Origin of the sequence: Aeromonas sp. 602200, assembly GCF_049173895.1 — a bacterium.
In the GTDB taxonomy this organism is placed as follows: Bacteria; Pseudomonadota; Gammaproteobacteria; order Enterobacterales; family Aeromonadaceae; genus Aeromonas; species Aeromonas veronii_A.
On record NZ_JAAKSL010000009.1, the window covers coordinates 88,198 to 103,791 of the forward strand.

General features: G+C 58.7%; 15 protein-coding genes and 1 tRNA gene. 10 read left to right on the forward strand and 6 right to left on the reverse strand.

Translation table 11 applies throughout. The annotated features are described in order from the left end of the window. Positions 1–48: 48 nt before the first annotated feature. From G5221_RS12350 to G5221_RS12365, 4 genes are all read right to left on the reverse strand, one after another. Positions 49–543, reverse strand: a complete 495-nt coding sequence (locus tag G5221_RS12350; protein ID WP_005355485.1) for a CreA family protein — start codon at positions 541–543, stop codon at positions 49–51. Positions 544–569: 26 nt separating this feature from the next. After that, entirely contained in the window at positions 570–1,016 is a 447-nt protein-coding gene (locus tag G5221_RS12355) for a DUF962 domain-containing protein (RefSeq protein ID WP_421249879.1), read from the reverse strand. Between the two features lie 62 nt (positions 1,017–1,078). Beyond that, the gene (locus G5221_RS12360) at positions 1,079–1,936 is read right to left on the reverse strand and encodes a hypothetical protein (RefSeq protein ID WP_421263328.1); all 858 of its coding nucleotides are present in this window, start codon (positions 1,934–1,936) and stop codon (positions 1,079–1,081) included. Positions 1,937–2,081: 145 nt separating this feature from the next. After that, on the reverse strand, positions 2,082–2,468 hold the full coding sequence (locus tag G5221_RS12365) for a TraR/DksA family transcriptional regulator (protein WP_216952650.1): 387 nt from the start codon (positions 2,466–2,468) through the stop codon (positions 2,082–2,084). 467 nt (positions 2,469–2,935) lie between these two features. On the opposite strand from G5221_RS12365, the gene G5221_RS12370 reads away from it, so the two are divergent. From G5221_RS12370 to G5221_RS12410, 9 genes are all read left to right on the forward strand, one after another. After that, positions 2,936–4,267, forward strand: a complete 1,332-nt coding sequence (locus tag G5221_RS12370; protein ID WP_005342613.1) for a glutamine synthetase family protein — start codon at positions 2,936–2,938, stop codon at positions 4,265–4,267. A gap of 294 nt (positions 4,268–4,561) precedes the next feature. Continuing rightward, positions 4,562–5,923 (forward strand): aspartate aminotransferase family protein, encoded by a 1,362-nt coding sequence (locus G5221_RS12375; RefSeq protein ID WP_216952651.1) that lies wholly within the window; start codon positions 4,562–4,564, stop codon positions 5,921–5,923. 53 nt (positions 5,924–5,976) lie between these two features. Next, complete coding sequence (locus G5221_RS12380; RefSeq protein ID WP_201937706.1) at positions 5,977–7,074, forward strand: extracellular solute-binding protein; 1,098 nt, start codon at positions 5,977–5,979, stop codon at positions 7,072–7,074. A gap of 118 nt (positions 7,075–7,192) precedes the next feature. After that, complete coding sequence (locus G5221_RS12385) at positions 7,193–8,278, forward strand: polyamine ABC transporter substrate-binding protein (RefSeq protein WP_201937656.1); 1,086 nt, start codon at positions 7,193–7,195, stop codon at positions 8,276–8,278. A gap of 78 nt (positions 8,279–8,356) precedes the next feature. Continuing rightward, positions 8,357–9,511, forward strand: coding sequence for a polyamine ABC transporter ATP-binding protein (gene potA, locus G5221_RS12390; protein WP_216952652.1), 1,155 nt, complete (start codon positions 8,357–8,359; stop codon positions 9,509–9,511). Continuing rightward, positions 9,508–10,413: an ABC transporter permease subunit gene (locus G5221_RS12395; protein WP_216952653.1), complete on the forward strand. Its 906-nt coding sequence runs from the start codon at positions 9,508–9,510 to the stop codon at positions 10,411–10,413. The genes potA and G5221_RS12395 overlap by 4 nt, the downstream gene beginning before the upstream one ends. Further along, positions 10,410–11,255: an ABC transporter permease subunit gene (locus G5221_RS12400; RefSeq protein WP_374995764.1), complete on the forward strand. Its 846-nt coding sequence runs from the start codon at positions 10,410–10,412 to the stop codon at positions 11,253–11,255. The genes G5221_RS12395 and G5221_RS12400 overlap by 4 nt, the downstream gene beginning before the upstream one ends. A gap of 49 nt (positions 11,256–11,304) precedes the next feature. Then, complete coding sequence (locus tag G5221_RS12405) at positions 11,305–12,009, forward strand: MOSC domain-containing protein (RefSeq protein ID WP_201990884.1); 705 nt, start codon at positions 11,305–11,307, stop codon at positions 12,007–12,009. 155 nt (positions 12,010–12,164) lie between these two features. Further along, positions 12,165–12,241, forward strand: a tRNA-Pro gene (locus G5221_RS12410). Between the two features lie 258 nt (positions 12,242–12,499). Here the strand turns inward: G5221_RS12410 and G5221_RS12415 are convergent. Both G5221_RS12415 and G5221_RS12420 read right to left on the reverse strand, forming a co-directional pair. Further along, entirely contained in the window at positions 12,500–13,027 is a 528-nt protein-coding gene (locus G5221_RS12415; RefSeq protein ID WP_005356927.1) for a hypothetical protein, read from the reverse strand. A 124-nt stretch (positions 13,028–13,151) separates the two neighbouring features. Beyond that, the gene (locus G5221_RS12420; protein ID WP_042054246.1) at positions 13,152–13,616 is read right to left on the reverse strand and encodes a thioesterase family protein; all 465 of its coding nucleotides are present in this window, start codon (positions 13,614–13,616) and stop codon (positions 13,152–13,154) included. A 133-nt stretch (positions 13,617–13,749) separates the two neighbouring features. On the opposite strand from G5221_RS12420, the gene recQ reads away from it, so the two are divergent. Then, a complete protein-coding gene (recQ, locus tag G5221_RS12425; RefSeq protein ID WP_042054245.1) occupies positions 13,750–15,585 on the forward strand; it encodes an ATP-dependent DNA helicase RecQ in 1,836 nt (611 codons plus the stop codon). The last annotated feature ends 9 nt before the right edge of the window (positions 15,586–15,594 follow it).

Genomic DNA, 15,594 nt, shown 5'->3' on the forward strand with positions numbered 1-15,594 from the left:
GTCAAATTACAACAAAATGGGTCAGCTATCACCGGACAAACCGGCTGGTTATTGTCCCCATGGCATGATGGGAACGGCGCTGACTGCACTCTTGTACGAACCATCCACCAGTTTGGTGCTGTAGGTCAGGTAAACCAGTGCATTGCGTTTCTTGTCGTAAAAACGCACCACTTTCTGCTCCTTGAATACCAGCGAGGTGCTGACATCGAACACCTCTTCTCCCGCCTTCAGCTTTTCGGGCAGGGTGATGGGGCCGATCTGGTGGCACGACAGAGAGGCGTGGGAGGGATCTTCCGCCAGTCCCAGCCCGCCCTTGACGCCGCCGGTCTTGGGGCGCGCCAGATAGCAGGCGACACCGTCGATGCGCGGGTCGTCGAATGCCTCCACCAGGATCTTGTGGTTGGGGCCAAACAGCTTGAAGGCGGTGCTCACTTCACCGACCGGGTCGGCCTTGTCGGCCAGTGCCGGGCCGGCAAACAGGGCCCCCAGCAGCAGGGGCAGGGCGCGGCGAAGGGCGTTATGTCGCGTGTGGTTATGTGTCATGGTCTCTCCTGTTGGCCCGGCATTCCTCAATAGGGAATGCCCAGACGACGATAGAGGCTGGCAAGCACCCAGGCGGGGCCTATCAGCAGAAATTGCAGGTCGGCGAGGAAGGAGGGGCGTTTGCCCTCGATCTTGTGGCCGACAAACTGGGCTATCCAGAGCTGCACGAACGCTGCCACCGAGGACCACAGCAGCGGCCCCTGCCACTGGTGGCAGAAGGCCAGCCCGAGCGCGGTCAGCACCGCCATCCCCGCGAACAGCGAAAACGACAGTTGCAGATAGAACAGCAGCACCGGAATGGCCGCCACTGCCGCCCAGTTGAGGGGCTCTGGCAAGGGCCCGAGCGGCAGACACCAGAGCAGCGCCAGCGAGCAGAGATAGATGCCCGGCACCGCCAGTTTGTGGATGGCGACGTTTATCGGATGGCGATGGCTCTGGCCGTACTCCACAAACCACTCCTGGATTCCCTTCATGGCACCTCCCTGGCGCACTGTGTTCTCGCGGCCTGACCCTCATGGTCAGGCGCTCGGGATGCTTATCCCTGCGGTGTATAATCCCAATATTGGGCCGGAATGGATTTTAGCAACGGGGTCATGTCCGGATTGGGCAGGGCGATGGTGACCCGCTGATCGAGGTTGGCGCTGGCCAGTGCTTCGCGGATCTTGGGGTTGTCATGGAAGAACTTCATAAAGCTGCCATCGGCATAGGCCCGCTCCAACCCGGTCTGAATCGCTTTGGCCAGCTTGGGGTATTCGGGGCTGACGAAGAAGAACTGGGCGAAGGGGTAGCGGATCAGCAGATGCTGCTCGATGGCGAGGTTGGGATACTGCGCCACCAGCTCGCTGCGCTCGGCGAAGATCTCTACCAGGGCGCGCGGGAAGAAGTCGATCTTGTCGCCGTCGTTGATAAGGCGAAACAAGCTGCTGTAGCGGCCGGAGAAGGTCGGGATGCCCGCATTTTCCAGAATTTTGTTATCGGCCCAACCGACCCCTTGCGCCGCCTTCAGCTGTTTGAGGTCGGCCAGAGTATTGATCTGGTTGAACTTCTCTTGGGCATCCGCGTGGATGAACGACAGCCGCAATCCTTCCAGTCCGCGAAACAGCGGAATGGGGACGGCAATCAGGGAGGATTCGAGTGCGCTGGAGGTACCCATCCAGAAGACGTTGATGGTCTTGCCCTTGCTCAGCTGCTGCTGAAGGGTGAACTGGTTGAGGTCGAGTTCGACAGGCTGGATGCGAAAGGGTTGTCCGGAGCGGGTCAGGGCCAGTTCCAGCAGTTTGAGCTGGTACTCCTGATCAAGATTGTTGACGGGACGGCTGGGAACCTTGACCGTCAGAACCTGTGCTTGTGCCAGCAGTGGCAGGCACAAACACAGTTTGATGAGCCATTTCACTCTCTATTCTCCTGTAGATTCCGGAAGGTGTCCGGAGTCTAACAGAACTTGTCACCATCTTGCTGCGAGGCGTTGTGCAAGGTTGAGCGCGGGCCCAGCCTTGTTGGCGTCTGTTGCACCTGAATGGTGACGGTTCTTCGAAGAATCAGGCGACGCGGCGGAACACGTGGGTATCGTTAAATTCCTTGGTGCTCTGGCATTCGACGCAGAAACGGGACTCTGGACGAGCTTGCAGCCGCTTGAGAGAGATCTCGTCACCACAAGATTCACAGTAACCGAAATCTCCATCGTTCATTCGCTTCAATGCGCCCCTCAGCTTGCGCAGGTGCAGCTTGTCGTGCTCGATGCGGTTCAGCTCCAGACGGCGGGCTTCCTCGATACTGGCACGGTCAATTTCATCGGCCATCTCGTTGGTGTCGGTGGCGATGGCCTGGCTGGCCTGGGAGTTCAGGCGCTCTTCGAGCTCGGCGATCTGCCGCTCGATCTGCCCCTTGTAAAAGGCCAGTTGGTCTTCAGTCATGAAATCACACATACGATTTACTACCAGTCAGTTTACTAACCCAATTATCCCTGTTTATGGGGGCTGTCTGCCTGCAGACCAAGCCCTTCTCGTCTGATTTGCACCGTTTTCATGCAAGAGAGTGCAAATCAGGGCGGGCCTTGTACCAAAAAAAAGCAGCCAAGCAAAGCAAATAGGACAGGGATTGTGCGCCTTTGCAAAAAAATGGCCCCTTTAGCGGCTGATCTGACGGGATCTGACATCTGGTTTTGGCCGGTTGGCACCGGCTTTGCACTGGAGAGAGGCGAGACCACGAGTGTTTAGTATTTGGTGCCGACTTGGTCATTATATGCGCCGTTATTTATAGTTTTTTAAACACCACTGCTTGACATTACCCCTGATAGCGGGCTTTTATGGTGGTGTTGATTACAATTTGATAACAAGGGTGTTCCATATATTAGACACCCTTGCCAATGGCAACCGTAGAGTCGGGGTTTAACATGGACAGTATCAAGGGCTGGATGGAGAGCAATCGCATCACGGAAGTGGAGTGTCTCTTCCCTGATTTCACCGGCAACGCCCGGGGCAAGATCATCCCAGCCAACAAGTTTTTGCGAGAAGGGGGCATGCGTCTGCCCGAGGTGATCTTCACCCAGACAGTGACCGGCGAATATCCGGATGACGACAGCATGATCGATCCGCTGGAGCGGGACATGCAGCTCTATCCTGACCCCAACACCATCCGTTTCGTCCCTTGGGCGCTGGAACCTACCGCTCAGGTTATCCATGACTGTTACGACGTCAACGGCAAGCTGATCGACATTGCACCTCGCTCCGTACTGCGTCGGGTTCTGTCATTTTACGAGGCTCAGGGCTGGAAGCCGGTGGTGGCGCCCGAGCTGGAGTTCTATCTGGTCACCCGCAACGAAGACCCCGACTATCCGCTGATGCCGCCGGTAGGGCGCAACGGCCGTCCCGAGACAGCTCGCCAGTCCTTCAGTATCGATGCGGTCAACGAGTTCGATCCCATCTTCGAAGACATGTATGACTACTGCGAAGCGCAGGAGCTGGAGGTGGATACCCTGATCCACGAGTCCGGTGCTGCCCAGATGGAGATCAACTTCCTGCACGGGGATGCCATCGATCTGGCGGATCAGGTGTTCCTTTTCAAGCGCACCATGCGTGAGGCGGCCCATCGCCACGGCATCTACGCCACCTTTATGGCCAAGCCGATGAGCAACGAGCCGGGCTCCGCCATGCACATCCACCAGAGTCTGGAGGATATGAACGGTCGAAATCTGTTCGGTACCCCGGATGGCGGCAACTCCGAACTCTTCATGCATTTCATCGCAGGTCTGCAGAAGTACACCCCGGCGGTGACAGCCCTGCTGGCTCCCAATGTCAACTCCTACCGCCGCCTCACCTTCGGTGAGAGCGCGCCACGCAACGTCCAGTGGGGTGTCGAGAACCGCACCTGTGGTCTGCGGGTACCCTTCTCCGACCCGAGTGCCCGCCGAGTGGAGAACCGCTTCGCCGGTGCCGATGCCAACCCCTATCTGGCGCTGGCCGCCACCCTGGCGTGCGGCTATCTCGGCATGATGGAGAAGCTGGAGCCCATGCAGGAGATGAAATCCAGCGCCTACGACCTGCCCTACAGTCTGCCCCGCTCGCTGGAGGAGGCGCTCAGCCATCTCGAACAGTGCGAGCCGATCAAGGAGATGTTGGGGGAGCGCTTTACACGCGCCTTTGTCGCGGTCAAACGCAAAGAGTACGAGACCTACTTCGGGGTGATCAGCCGCTGGGAGCGAGAGTTCCTGCTGCTGAACGTCTGACCCGGATGCGTGCCGGCCACGCATCGTCCGAATCGGGGAGGCAGGCTGCCTCCCCTGCCTGTAACCGGTAATACGGGATGGAGGAGTGCCTCCGCCTGCGGATGGTTGTGAGCGGAAGTTGGCTCGCCACCGCTCTGGTTGCATGGTTGATAACAGTTTTTGGCTCGAATTGAAGGATGTGAGGAGCAGGCCATGCCGCAGTCCACGCGAAAGTGGCGGTGATTGCGGGAGTGGCAGCCTTCCTGATGATTGACGAACAGAACCAGCTAAATCGAAGGAACCGAGGAGCTAACAATGCAACAGACTACCCGTGAGTGGCAGCAGCAGGATGCCAGCCACCACCTGCACCCCTTTACCGACTTTCAGGCTCTGAACAAGAAGGGCAGCCGTATCATCACCAAAGCCAGTGGCGTCTATCTGGAAGACTCCGAAGGCAAGCGCATTCTGGACGGCATGGCGGGGCTCTGGTGCGTCAACATGGGTTATGGCCGGCAGGAGCTGGTGGATGCCGCGGCCAGACAGATGGAGCAGCTCCCCTACTACAACCTCTTTTTCCAGACCGCTCACCCGCCGGTGATCGAGCTGGCCACCCTGCTGGCCGAAGTGACGCCATCCCATCTCAACCATGTCTTCTTTACCGGCTCCGGCTCCGAGTGCAACGACACCGTGCTGCGGATGGTGCGCCACTACTGGGCCAGCAAGGGGCAACCGGAAAAACAGGTGATCATCAGCCGCCACAACGCCTATCACGGCTCCACCGTGGCGGGGGCGAGTCTGGGTGGCATGAAAGGGATGCATGCCCAGGGTGGTCTGCCCATTCCCGGCATAGTGCACATCGACCAGCCCTACCACTTCGGTGAGGGGCAGGGGATGAGTGCCCACGAGTTTGGGCTGGAGAGGGCCCGTCAGCTGGAGCAGAAGATTCTGGAGCTGGGGGTGGACAAGGTGGCCGCCTTTATCGGCGAGCCGATCCAGGGGGCGGGCGGTGTCATCATTCCGCCTGACAGCTACTGGCCGGAGATCCAGCGCATCTGCGATCACTACGGCATTTTGCTGATAGCCGACGAGGTGATCTGCGGCTTTGGCCGTACCGGCCACTGGTTTGCCAGCGAAGGGTTTGGCATCAAGCCGGATCTGATGTGTCTGGCCAAGGGGATTACCTCCGGTTATCTGCCGCTCGGCGCTGTGATGGTGAGTGACCGGGTTGCCAAGGGGCTGGTGGAAGAGGGGGGCGAGTTCAACCACGGCTTCACCTACTCGGGCCATCCGGTCTCTTGCGCGGTGGCGGTGGCCAATATCCAGCTTATGCAAAAGGAGAGCATAGTTAAGCGAGTGCATGATACCATCGGCCCCTATTTGCAGCGCCGCTGGGCAGAGCTGGCTGACCACCCGCTGGTGGGTGAAACCCGTGGCCGCGGGCTGGTCGCCGCCCTGGAAATCGTCCAGGACAAGCAGACCAACCGGCGTTTCCCGGCCCATGCCAATGCCGGGATGACTTGCCGGGAATTCTGTTTTAACAATGGCTTGGTGATGAGGGCGGTAGGCGATACCATGATCATATCGCCCCCCTTGGTGATCACCGAGGAACAGGTTGATGAATTGGTCAAGCTAGCCAGGCTCAGTCTGGATCTGACGGCTGCAAAGCTGAAGGGATAGCTGCCGCCAGGCAGGTTGGCATGCGCATACAATTTGCTTAGGAGACAAGGATGATGTCTTTCAAAACGGGAGTGATCGCTGCCTCTGTGGCTCTGGTCATGGCAAGTGCCGGAGCAATGGCTGAAGAGAAGGTGTTGCACGTCTACAACTGGAGCGACTATATCGCCCCGGATACCCTGGAAAACTTCCAGAAGGAGACGGGCATTAAGGTGGTTTATGACGTGTTTGACAGCAACGAGGTACTGGAAGCCAAGTTGCTGGCTGGTAAATCCGGCTACGACATCGTGGTGCCGTCCAACCCCTTCCTGGCCAAACAGATCAGGGCTGGCGTGTTCCAGAAGCTGGACAAGTCCAAGCTCTCCAACTGGCAAAATATGGATACCGACCTGCTCAAGGCGCTCGACCCGAGCGATCCGGGCAACCAGTACTCCATCCCCTATCTGTGGGGCACCATCGGTTATGCCTACAATGCCGAGAAGGTGAAGGCCGTACTGGGGGCCGATGCGCCGCTCAACTCCTGGGATCTGGTGTTCAAGCCGGAGAACATGGCCAAGTTGAAGGAGTGCGGCGTCTCCTTCCTCGACTCGCCGACCGAAATGTTACCGGCCGCCCTGCAATATCTGGGCTTCAAACCGGATAGCCAGAAGCCGGACGAGCTGAAGAAGGCCGAGGAGCTGTTCCTCTCCATCCGTCCCTATACCGCCTATTTCCACTCCTCCAAGTACATCTCGGATCTGGCCAACGGCAACTTGTGTGTTGCTGTCGGTTACTCCATGGATTTGCAGCAGTCCAAGGCGCGGGCGGCGGAAGCCAAAAATGGCGTGGCACTGACCTACACCATTCCGAAAGAGGGGGCTGGCAGCTTCTTTGACATGATCGCCATCCCGGCGGATGCCAAGAACGTCGAGGCGGCCCACACCTTCATCAACTATCTGATGAAGCCCGACGTGATCGCCAACATCACCAATCAGGTGCAGGCGCCTAACGGCAACAAGGCGGCGACCCCGCTGGTTGACGAGGCGATCCGTACCGATCCGGGGGTTTATCCGGACTCTGCAACCTTGCAGAAGATCTACACCTTCCCGGATCTGCCGGCCAAGGTGCAGCGTCTGATGACCCGCAGCTGGACCAAGATCAAGTCCGGTAAGTAAGTAACGAATACCCCTCCCGGTCCGCAGTTCGGCCGGGAGGGTAGTGATGCCATCCATCTGGATGGGCCGCGCGAATGGATGCGCAGACGGTCAACCACTGAACAGGAGAACTGACACCGTGAATACAACCAGATTGCTAACCATAGCGCTGACCATGGGATTGGCGAATGCAGTCCAGGCAGCCCCTGTGCTCCATTTCTACAACTGGTCTGACTATATCGGCGAGACTACCCTCAGCGATTTCCAGCAGGAGACCGGGATCAAGACCGTCTATGACGTATTTGACTCCAACGAAACCCTGGAAGGCAAGTTGCTGACCGGACGGACCGGTTACGATCTGGTGGTGCCCTCAAATAATTTCCTCTCCAAGCAGATCAAGGCGGGGGCTTTCCAGAAGCTGGACAAGAGCTTGCTGCCCAATCTGGCCAACCTGGATCCCGTGCTGCTCAAGCAGCTCGAGAAGGTGGATCCGGGCCATCAGTACGCGGTGCCCTATCTGTGGGGAACCAACGGCATCGGCTACAACGTCGACAAAATCAAGGCGGTGCTGGGGGTCGACAAGATCGACTCCTGGGCGGCCATCTTCGAGCCGGAAAACATGGAGAAGCTCTCCCGCTGCGGCGTCGCCTTCCTCGACTCGGCAGACGAGATGATCCCGGCTGCCCTCAACTACCTTGGACTGAACCCCAACAGCCAGGACGCGGCCGATATCAAGCGCGCCGAGGCGCAGTTGCTCAAGGTGCGCCCCTATGTGGCCTACTTCCACTCCTCCAAATACATAGGTGATCTCGCCAACGGCGATATCTGTGTGGCAGCGGGCTTTTCCGGCGACATCTTGCAGGCGGCAGCCCGTGCCGACGAGGCAGGCAAGGGGGTGAAGATTGCCTACAGCATTCCTAAAGAGGGGGGCAATCTCTGGTTCGACATGATGGCGATCCCGTCTGATGCCACCAATGTCAAAGAGGCACATGCTCTCATCAACTATGTTCTGCAGCCCGAGGTGATCGCCAAGGTCAGTAATTATGTGGGCTATGCGAACCCCAATGCCAAGGCTGGCGAGTTCATGGATGAGACGGTGCGCAATGATGAGGGGGTTTATCCGCCTCAGGCTGTGCTGGAGCGGCTCTATGTGCAGGAGGCACATTCCCGCGCGGTACAGCGTCAAATCACCCGGAGTTGGAGCAAGATCAAGTCCGGTACCTGACCTTGGTGCCCGCTCTGGGGCGCCAAATCGCTTTTATGGATTGGCCGTGAGGCCAGTATCACGTTAGGGAGTTTGGTAATGGCGATAGCCTCCAGTGCCTACAAGAAAGCCCTTGAGGGCAGCCAGCAACGCAAAGAAGTGCTGGTAAAAATAGACAGGGTTAGCAAGCAGTTCGATGAAACCCTGGCGGTCGATAATGTTTCCCTGAATATTCACAAGGGGGAGATCTTCGCCCTGCTGGGAGGATCCGGTTCCGGTAAATCGACCTTGCTGCGGATGCTGGCCGGGTTCGAGCGCCCGACCGAAGGGCGTCTGTTCCTCGACGGGGTGGATATCACCGATATGCCCCCCTATGAACGCCCCATCAACATGATGTTCCAGTCCTACGCCCTGTTTCCCCATATGACGGTGGCACAGAATATTGCTTTCGGTCTCAAGCAGGATGGCCTGCCCAAGGCCGAGATCGACGCCCGTGTCGAAGAGATGCTCAAGCTGGTACAGATGACCCAGTATGCCCGTCGCAAGCCGCACCAGCTCTCCGGTGGCCAGCGCCAGCGGGTAGCGCTGGCCCGTTCGCTGGCGAAACGTCCCAAGTTGCTGCTGCTTGATGAGCCGATGGGGGCGCTCGACAAGAAGCTGCGCTCCAAGATGCAGCTGGAGCTGGTGGAGATCATCGAGCGGGTCGGGGTTACCTGTGTCATGGTGACCCACGATCAAGAAGAGGCCATGACCATGGCGGAGCGGATCGCCATCATGCATCACGGTTGTATCGAGCAGATCGGTAGCCCGATGGATATCTACGAAACCCCGGCCAGTCGGCTGGTGTGCGAGTTCATCGGCAACGTCAACCTGTTCGACGGCCTGCTGGTGGAGGATGAGCAGGACCACGCCATCATCGCCTGTGCCGATCTGGAGCAGCCCATCTATGTGGGCCACGGGATCAGCTCCCGTGCCGAGAACAAGAAGGTGACCTACGCCCTGCGGCCGGAGAAGCTGCTGATGAGCCTGCAAAAGCCGGCCGAAATCGAGCATCCGGACTTCAACTGGACCAAGGGCGAGGTCTATGACATCGCTTATCTGGGCGGACACTCGGTGTACCACATCCAGCTGCCCTCGGGCAAAATCGTTCAGGCTTTCATCGCCAATGCCGAACGCCACGGCAAGCGGCCAACCTGGGATGACCAGGTGTTCCTCTACTGGGAAGATGACAGCGGCGTGGTGCTGCAATCATGAAGATCTTGCAACGACTGAAGCGGGGCGGAGGGCGCCGGCTGGTGATCGGCATCCCCTTCTTCTGGCTGTTCCTCTTCTTCCTGCTGCCCTTTGTCATAGTGGTAAAAATCAGTTTTGCGGAAGCGGATGTGGCGATCCCGCCCTACACCGACGTGGTGAGCTGGGCCGACAATCAGCTCACCATCCTGCTCAATATGGGGAACTACCTGCTGCTGCAGGAGGATGAGCTCTATATCGCAGCCTATCTGGGCTCCCTCAAGATGGCCTTCGTCAGCACCCTGCTCTGCCTGTTGATTGGCTATCCGATGGCCTACTCCATCGCTCGGGCCAACAAGGAGACCCAGACCGTTCTGCTGTTGCTGATCATGATGCCGACCTGGACCGCCATTCTGATCCGGGTCTATGCGTGGATGGGGATCCTCAGTAACAACGGCCTGCTCAACAGCGTCTTGCTGGGGATCGGGCTGATTGACGAACCGCTGCAGATCCTCAATACCAACCTGGCGGTCTATATCGGCATCGTTTACTCCTATCTGCCCTTCATGGTGCTGCCGCTTTACGCCAATCTGGTCAAACACGATCAGAGCCTGCTGGAGGCGGCCTCCGACCTAGGGGCCCGCAACCTGACCCGTTTCTGGCAGATCACTGTGCCGCTCTCCAAAAACGGCATTATCGCCGGCTGCATGCTGGTGTTTATTCCGGTGGTGGGGGAGTTCGTTATTCCGGAAATGCTGGGTGGCCCGGAGACCCTGATGATCGGTAAGGTGCTATGGCAGGAGTTCTTCAACAACCGCGACTGGCCGGTCGCCTCTGCACTGGCGGTGGTGATGCTGGCGGTGCTGATCATTCCGATCATCCTCTTCAACCGTAACCAGGCCAAAGAGCTGGAGGGCAAGGCATGATGAGACGTTTCGGTTTTGCCAAGCTGATGCTCTGGCTTGGGCTGCTGTTTATCTACCTGCCCATGATCATCATGGTGATCTACTCCTTCAACGCCTCCAAGCTGGTGACGGTGTGGGGCGGATGGTCACTCAAGTGGTACTTCGGCCTGCTCGACAACAAGCAGCTGATTGGATCCGTGTTCCGCTCGCTGGAGATCGCTTTTTACACCGCGATCGCCGCGGTGGCGCTGGGGACGGTGGCGGCATTCGTGCTGACCCGAATTCCCCACTTCCGTGGTCGGACCCTGTTCGGTGGCATGGTGACGGCACCGCTGGTGATGCCCGAGGTGATCACCGGTCTGTCGCTGCTGCTGCTGTTCGTGGCGATGGCCCAGCTGGTGGGATGGCCCGCCGAGCGGGGCATGTTGACCATCTGGATCGCGCACACTACCTTCTGTACCGCCTACGTAGCCATCGTTGTGTCGGCGCGGTTGCGGGAGCTGGATCTCTCCATAGAGGAGGCGGCCATGGATCTTGGCGCCAAGCCGTGGAAGGTGTTCTTCCTGATCACCATCCCGATGATCGCCCCCTCGCTGGCAGCAGGCGGCATGATGTCGTTCGCCCTGTCGCTGGATGATCTGGTGCTGGCGAGCTTCGTCTCCGGCCCGGGCTCCACTACCTTGCCGATGGAGGTCTTCTCGGCGGTACGGCTCGGGGTGAAACCCGAGATCAACGCGGTAGCCAGCCTGATCCTGCTGTCGGTATCGCTCTTTACCTTCGGCAGCTGGTATCTGATGGCCAAGGCGGAGAAGCGCCGTCGCGCCGAGATCGCCATGAGCAACCAGATGCAGGCAGTCGCCTGACTCGTCAGATGATAAGATCCGCCTACTCTCGTCAATCCGGAGGATGAGTATGCGGATCTCCTTTTTCAGTGGTCGTGGCACCGAGCTGGTGCCCGGCCTCACCAGCGCCATTCACAAGCAACCGATCTCTGCACCAGTTCGCTGTACCTTTGCCGGTCTGGAAGGGGATGAGCAGTGTGACACGCGCCACCACGGTGGCCCGGATCGGGCGCTCCACTACTATCCGGCCGATCACTATCTCTGGTGGCAGACCTGGCAAACCGCGCTGGGCTTGCCTGCGCCACGTACAGCCTGGCAACCTGCCGCCTTTGGCGAGAACCTCTCCGGTCTCGGGCTGACCGAGGTGCAAGCCTGCATTGGCGATGTCTATCGACTCGGCGAGGCGCTGATCCAGATCAGCCAGCCGAGATCCCCCTGTTTCAAGCTCAACCAGCGCTTTGGCTATGGCCAGATGTCGCAGGTGATACAACTGAATGGCCGTTGTGGCTGGCTGCTGCGGGTGCTGGAGGAGGGGAGGGTGTCGCCGGAGTCGGCCATGGAGCTGGTAGACAGACCCTATCCCGAACTGACGGTGAAGCGCACGGCGGATATCCTATTCAATCAGGTGCGCAATGAAGCGGATCTGCTGATGTTGCTGGAGAATCCGGCCCTTTCCCCCAACTGGCGCCAGCATGCAGCCGACTGGCTGGAGCATGGCACTGTGGCTGACTGGCAGCGCCGTCTGCTTGGACCGGCATCCCTGCGCCTGGCCTGACAGTCGGTTACCGGAATGTCACCAGCTGGCTGCAGCCCGGTAAACGGATGAAAATAGTGCTGAATAGTTGAGCGAACAGCACTTTTTTTCCTGCAAAATGCAAAAAAGGCTTGTGTCAGGTCTGGGCTTTCGGTAAATTCCCGTCCCGCAGACATCGGTGTGTAGCGCAGCTTGGTAGCGCACTTCGTTCGGGACGAAGGGGTCGGAGGTTCGAATCCTCTCACACCGACCAAATTTGAAAAGGCCGCTCAATAGAGCGGCCTTTTTGCATTTTCCTTCCAGTTACTCGGTTTTTCATTAGCTGCTGACCTGTTACCTGGCCAAGTGATCTGACTTGATGTATGCAGGGTCGAAGCAAGCCCACAGACATTAAAAGGGCCACCGCTCGGTGGCCCATCGGTGGAGTCTGATCCTGACTCCGCACTCTAGATTGTGGCAATCTCGCTATGGGTCTTGTCTATGGTGCCCTCCTTGCGCGCCAGGCGCTTACTCAGATATGCCAGTGCTGATGCCGCAAAGCCTTGAAACTGTGTTGAGGCAGCAAGGCCGCGTGCTTGGGGTACTCACTAATGAAATGTTCTATTCCCTCCATCAGTTGTGCACGTAATGAAATAACGGGCTCATGCCAGGCTTGCAGGCATAGATGGCCGGGGATCAACTGCTCCTGATAATCTTCCAGCAGCTGTTCTGGCCAGGGTTCAATACCGGAATTGCGTTGCAGCAAATAGTGGGCGGCGGGTTCACGGGCATAAATGAACTGAATTTGGGCCAGATCGCGTTGGCATAGCGTTTGACTGTTGATATGACAGGTCAAATATTTTCCCGTTTTCAGATCCAGAAAGTGACCGCGTTGCCGACAGGGAACGATGCGATACCAAGGCAGGGGTGAGGAGAGAGAATACCCCTCAAGCTCCTGTTCCAACCAGTGGCGACACTCGGGTGTCTGCACCTCGTCGAGCATGGACTCGAGCTGTGTCAACAAGGCTCTGGATGGTTTGATGGCCAGTTTCGCACTCATCGCCTGCAATCCTCCCTCTGCACACAATCCCGACTATCAGTATGGACCTTGTTCGGCCAGAGGGGGTAAGGAATCTAATGATTAAAAGTAGATTAGCCGCGTGGTTTTTATGCACTAACTTGGTTCAACCCACCAGATAGGTACCAGTGCCGAAGGCGATGTGGGTGCCCTCTTCGTTGTGCAGCTCCATCCGGGCGACGGCCACCTTGCTGCCAGCCCGGATGATGTGGGCGGTGGCGATAAACTCGTTGCCGCGTCCCGGGCGCAGGTAATCCACCCGCAGATCGATAGTGCCTAGGCGGGCGAAGCGCTCCTTGAGATAGCTGGGGGAGAACTCCTCCAGCTCGTCGATGCAGGAGGCGGCGACGATCATGCCGCCCGCCACATCGAGCAGTGTGGCGGTGACGCCGCCGTGCAGGATGTTGTGGAAAGGGTTGCCGATCAGCTTGTCGTCCATCTTGATGCGCAGTTCCACCTTGTCGAAGTCGTAGTGGGTCACCTGCATGCCGATCAGCTTGTTGAACGGCATCTTCTCGGCAAACAGGTTGGCAATGCCACTGAGCGCCATCTTCTTGAGCATCTGTTTCATTCTCTGATCCCAATCCTTGTCATCAAAGCCGAGTAAAAACTCCAGCCAGTCTGCAACAGTTCCTTAACAGTCGCAATGGCAGGTTTATTGTGGGCGGCGGCTGCTTTAGAATGGCGACCCCAAAGGAGAGCCCATGACTGCGATTGCCGAAACCCTGCCAGATCCTCAGCCAGAGAGTCCGCTTGCCCTGCTGCAGGCGGTCTTCGGCTATCAGCAGTTTCGGCCGGGTCAGCTCGAAATCATCGAGCAGATCGTCGCGGGGCGCGATGCGCTGGTGCTCAAGCCCACTGGCGGCGGCAAGTCGCTCTGTTACCAGATCCCGGCACTGCTGCGGCCCGGGCTCGGTGTGGTGGTCTCTCCTCTTATTTCGCTGATGAAGGATCAGGTCGACAGCCTGCGCGCCAACGGCGTAGCGGCGGTCTACATCAACTCGGCCCTCAGTCGGGAGGAGATGATCCAGAACTTTGCCGCCATGCGTCGCGGCGAGATCAAGCTGGTTTATGTCTCCCCCGAGCGCTTGTTGCAGCACGAGTTTATGGATCGACTGGCCGAGCTGCCGCTCGGGCTGTTCGCCATCGACGAGGCGCACTGCGTCTCCCAGTGGGGCCACGATTTCCGGCCTGAGTATGCGGCGCTGGGGCGGCTAAAACAGTGGTTCCCGCAGGTGCCGGTGGTGGCGCTGACCGCCACTGCCGACGAGGCGACCCGCAGCGACATGCTCCACCGTTTGGAGCTCAACGATCCCTTTATTCACACTGCCAGCTTCGATCGCCCCAATATCCGCTACAGCCTGGTGGAGAAGTTCAAGGCGGCCGAGCAGCTGCTGCGTTACGTGCAGAGCCAGAAGGGCAACTGTGGCATCGTCTACTGCTCCAGTCGCAACCGGGTGGAGGAGGTGGCCGAGCGGTTATCCCGCCACGGCTGCAAGGCGGCGCCCTATCATGCGGGGCTGCCGCTCGAGCTGCGCCAGCAGACCCAGGATGCCTTCCTCAAGGATGACATCGAGATAGTGGTGGCGACGGTGGCGTTCGGTATGGGTATCGACAAGCCCAACGTACGCTTCGTGGTGCACTACGACATTCCGAAGAACATCGAATCCTACTATCAGGAGACCGGCCGCGCCGGTCGCGATGGCACCCCCGCCGAGGCGCTGCTGCTCTACGATCCCGCCGATATCGGCCGGGTGCGCCGCCTGCTCGACAACATCGAGAACCCGCAGCAGTTGCAGGTGGAGCAGTACAAGCTCAACGTGATGGCGGCGTTTGCCGAGGCGCAAACCTGCCGCCGTCAGGTGCTGCTCAACTACTTCGGCGAGTACAACGACAAGCCGTGCGGCAACTGCGATATCTGTCTCGATCCGCCCAAGAGCTATGACGGCACTGAAGATGCCCAGAAGGCGCTCTCCTGCGTCTGGCGGGTGGGCCAGAATTTCGGGGTGGGTTATGTGGTGGAGGTGCTGCGCGGGTCGCTGAACCAGCGCATCAAGGATCATGGCCACGATAAGCTGTCGACCTACGGCATCGGCAAGGATCAGAGCCACGAATACTGGATGAGCGTGATCCGCCAGCTGATCCACAAGGGGCTGCTGACCCAGAACATCACTCGCAATCTGGTGCTGCAGTTGACCGAAGCGGCCCGTCCGGTACTGCGTGGCGATGTGAAGCTGGAACTGGCGGTACCCCGCCTGCAGCCTATCTCCAGCCGCAAGGAGAAGCGCAACGGTCTGCTCGATAACGCCAACTACGACAAGCGGTTGTTCAAGGAGTTGCGCGGCCTGCGCAAGCAGATTGCCGAGGACGAAGAGGTGCCGCCCTACGTGGTGTTCAACGATGCGACTCTGGTGGAGATGGCTCAGCTGATGCCGATGACCGAAGACGAGATGCTGGCTATCAACGGTGTCGGGCACCGCAAGCTGGAGCGCTTTGGCGAAGCCTTTATGGATCTGATCATCGACTACTGCCGTCGTTAGGGTCGATTA

Bases quoted from the DNA above. Each gene is read 5' to 3' on its own strand.
- G5221_RS12350 (WP_005355485.1), bottom strand. From the start codon at position 543: ATGACACATAACCACACGCGACATAACGCCCTTCGCCGCGCCCTGCCC.
- G5221_RS12355 (WP_421249879.1), bottom strand. From the start codon at position 1,016: ATGAAGGGAATCCAGGAGTGGTTTGTGGAGTACGGCCAGAGCCATCGC.
- G5221_RS12365 (WP_216952650.1), bottom strand. From the start codon at position 2,468: ATGTGTGATTTCATGACTGAAGACCAACTGGCCTTTTACAAGGGGCAG.
- G5221_RS12370 (WP_005342613.1), top strand. From the start codon at position 2,936: ATGGACAGTATCAAGGGCTGGATGGAGAGCAATCGCATCACGGAAGTG.
- G5221_RS12375 (WP_216952651.1), top strand. From the start codon at position 4,562: ATGCAACAGACTACCCGTGAGTGGCAGCAGCAGGATGCCAGCCACCAC.
- G5221_RS12380 (WP_201937706.1), top strand. From the start codon at position 5,977: ATGTCTTTCAAAACGGGAGTGATCGCTGCCTCTGTGGCTCTGGTCATG.
- potA (WP_216952652.1), top strand. From the start codon at position 8,357: ATGGCGATAGCCTCCAGTGCCTACAAGAAAGCCCTTGAGGGCAGCCAG.
- G5221_RS12395 (WP_216952653.1), top strand. From the start codon at position 9,508: ATGAAGATCTTGCAACGACTGAAGCGGGGCGGAGGGCGCCGGCTGGTG.
- G5221_RS12400 (WP_374995764.1), top strand. From the start codon at position 10,410: ATGATGAGACGTTTCGGTTTTGCCAAGCTGATGCTCTGGCTTGGGCTG.
- G5221_RS12405 (WP_201990884.1), top strand. From the start codon at position 11,305: ATGCGGATCTCCTTTTTCAGTGGTCGTGGCACCGAGCTGGTGCCCGGC.
- G5221_RS12415 (WP_005356927.1), bottom strand. From the start codon at position 13,027: ATGAGTGCGAAACTGGCCATCAAACCATCCAGAGCCTTGTTGACACAG.
- G5221_RS12420 (WP_042054246.1), bottom strand. From the start codon at position 13,616: ATGAAACAGATGCTCAAGAAGATGGCGCTCAGTGGCATTGCCAACCTG.
- recQ (WP_042054245.1), top strand. From the start codon at position 13,750: ATGACTGCGATTGCCGAAACCCTGCCAGATCCTCAGCCAGAGAGTCCG.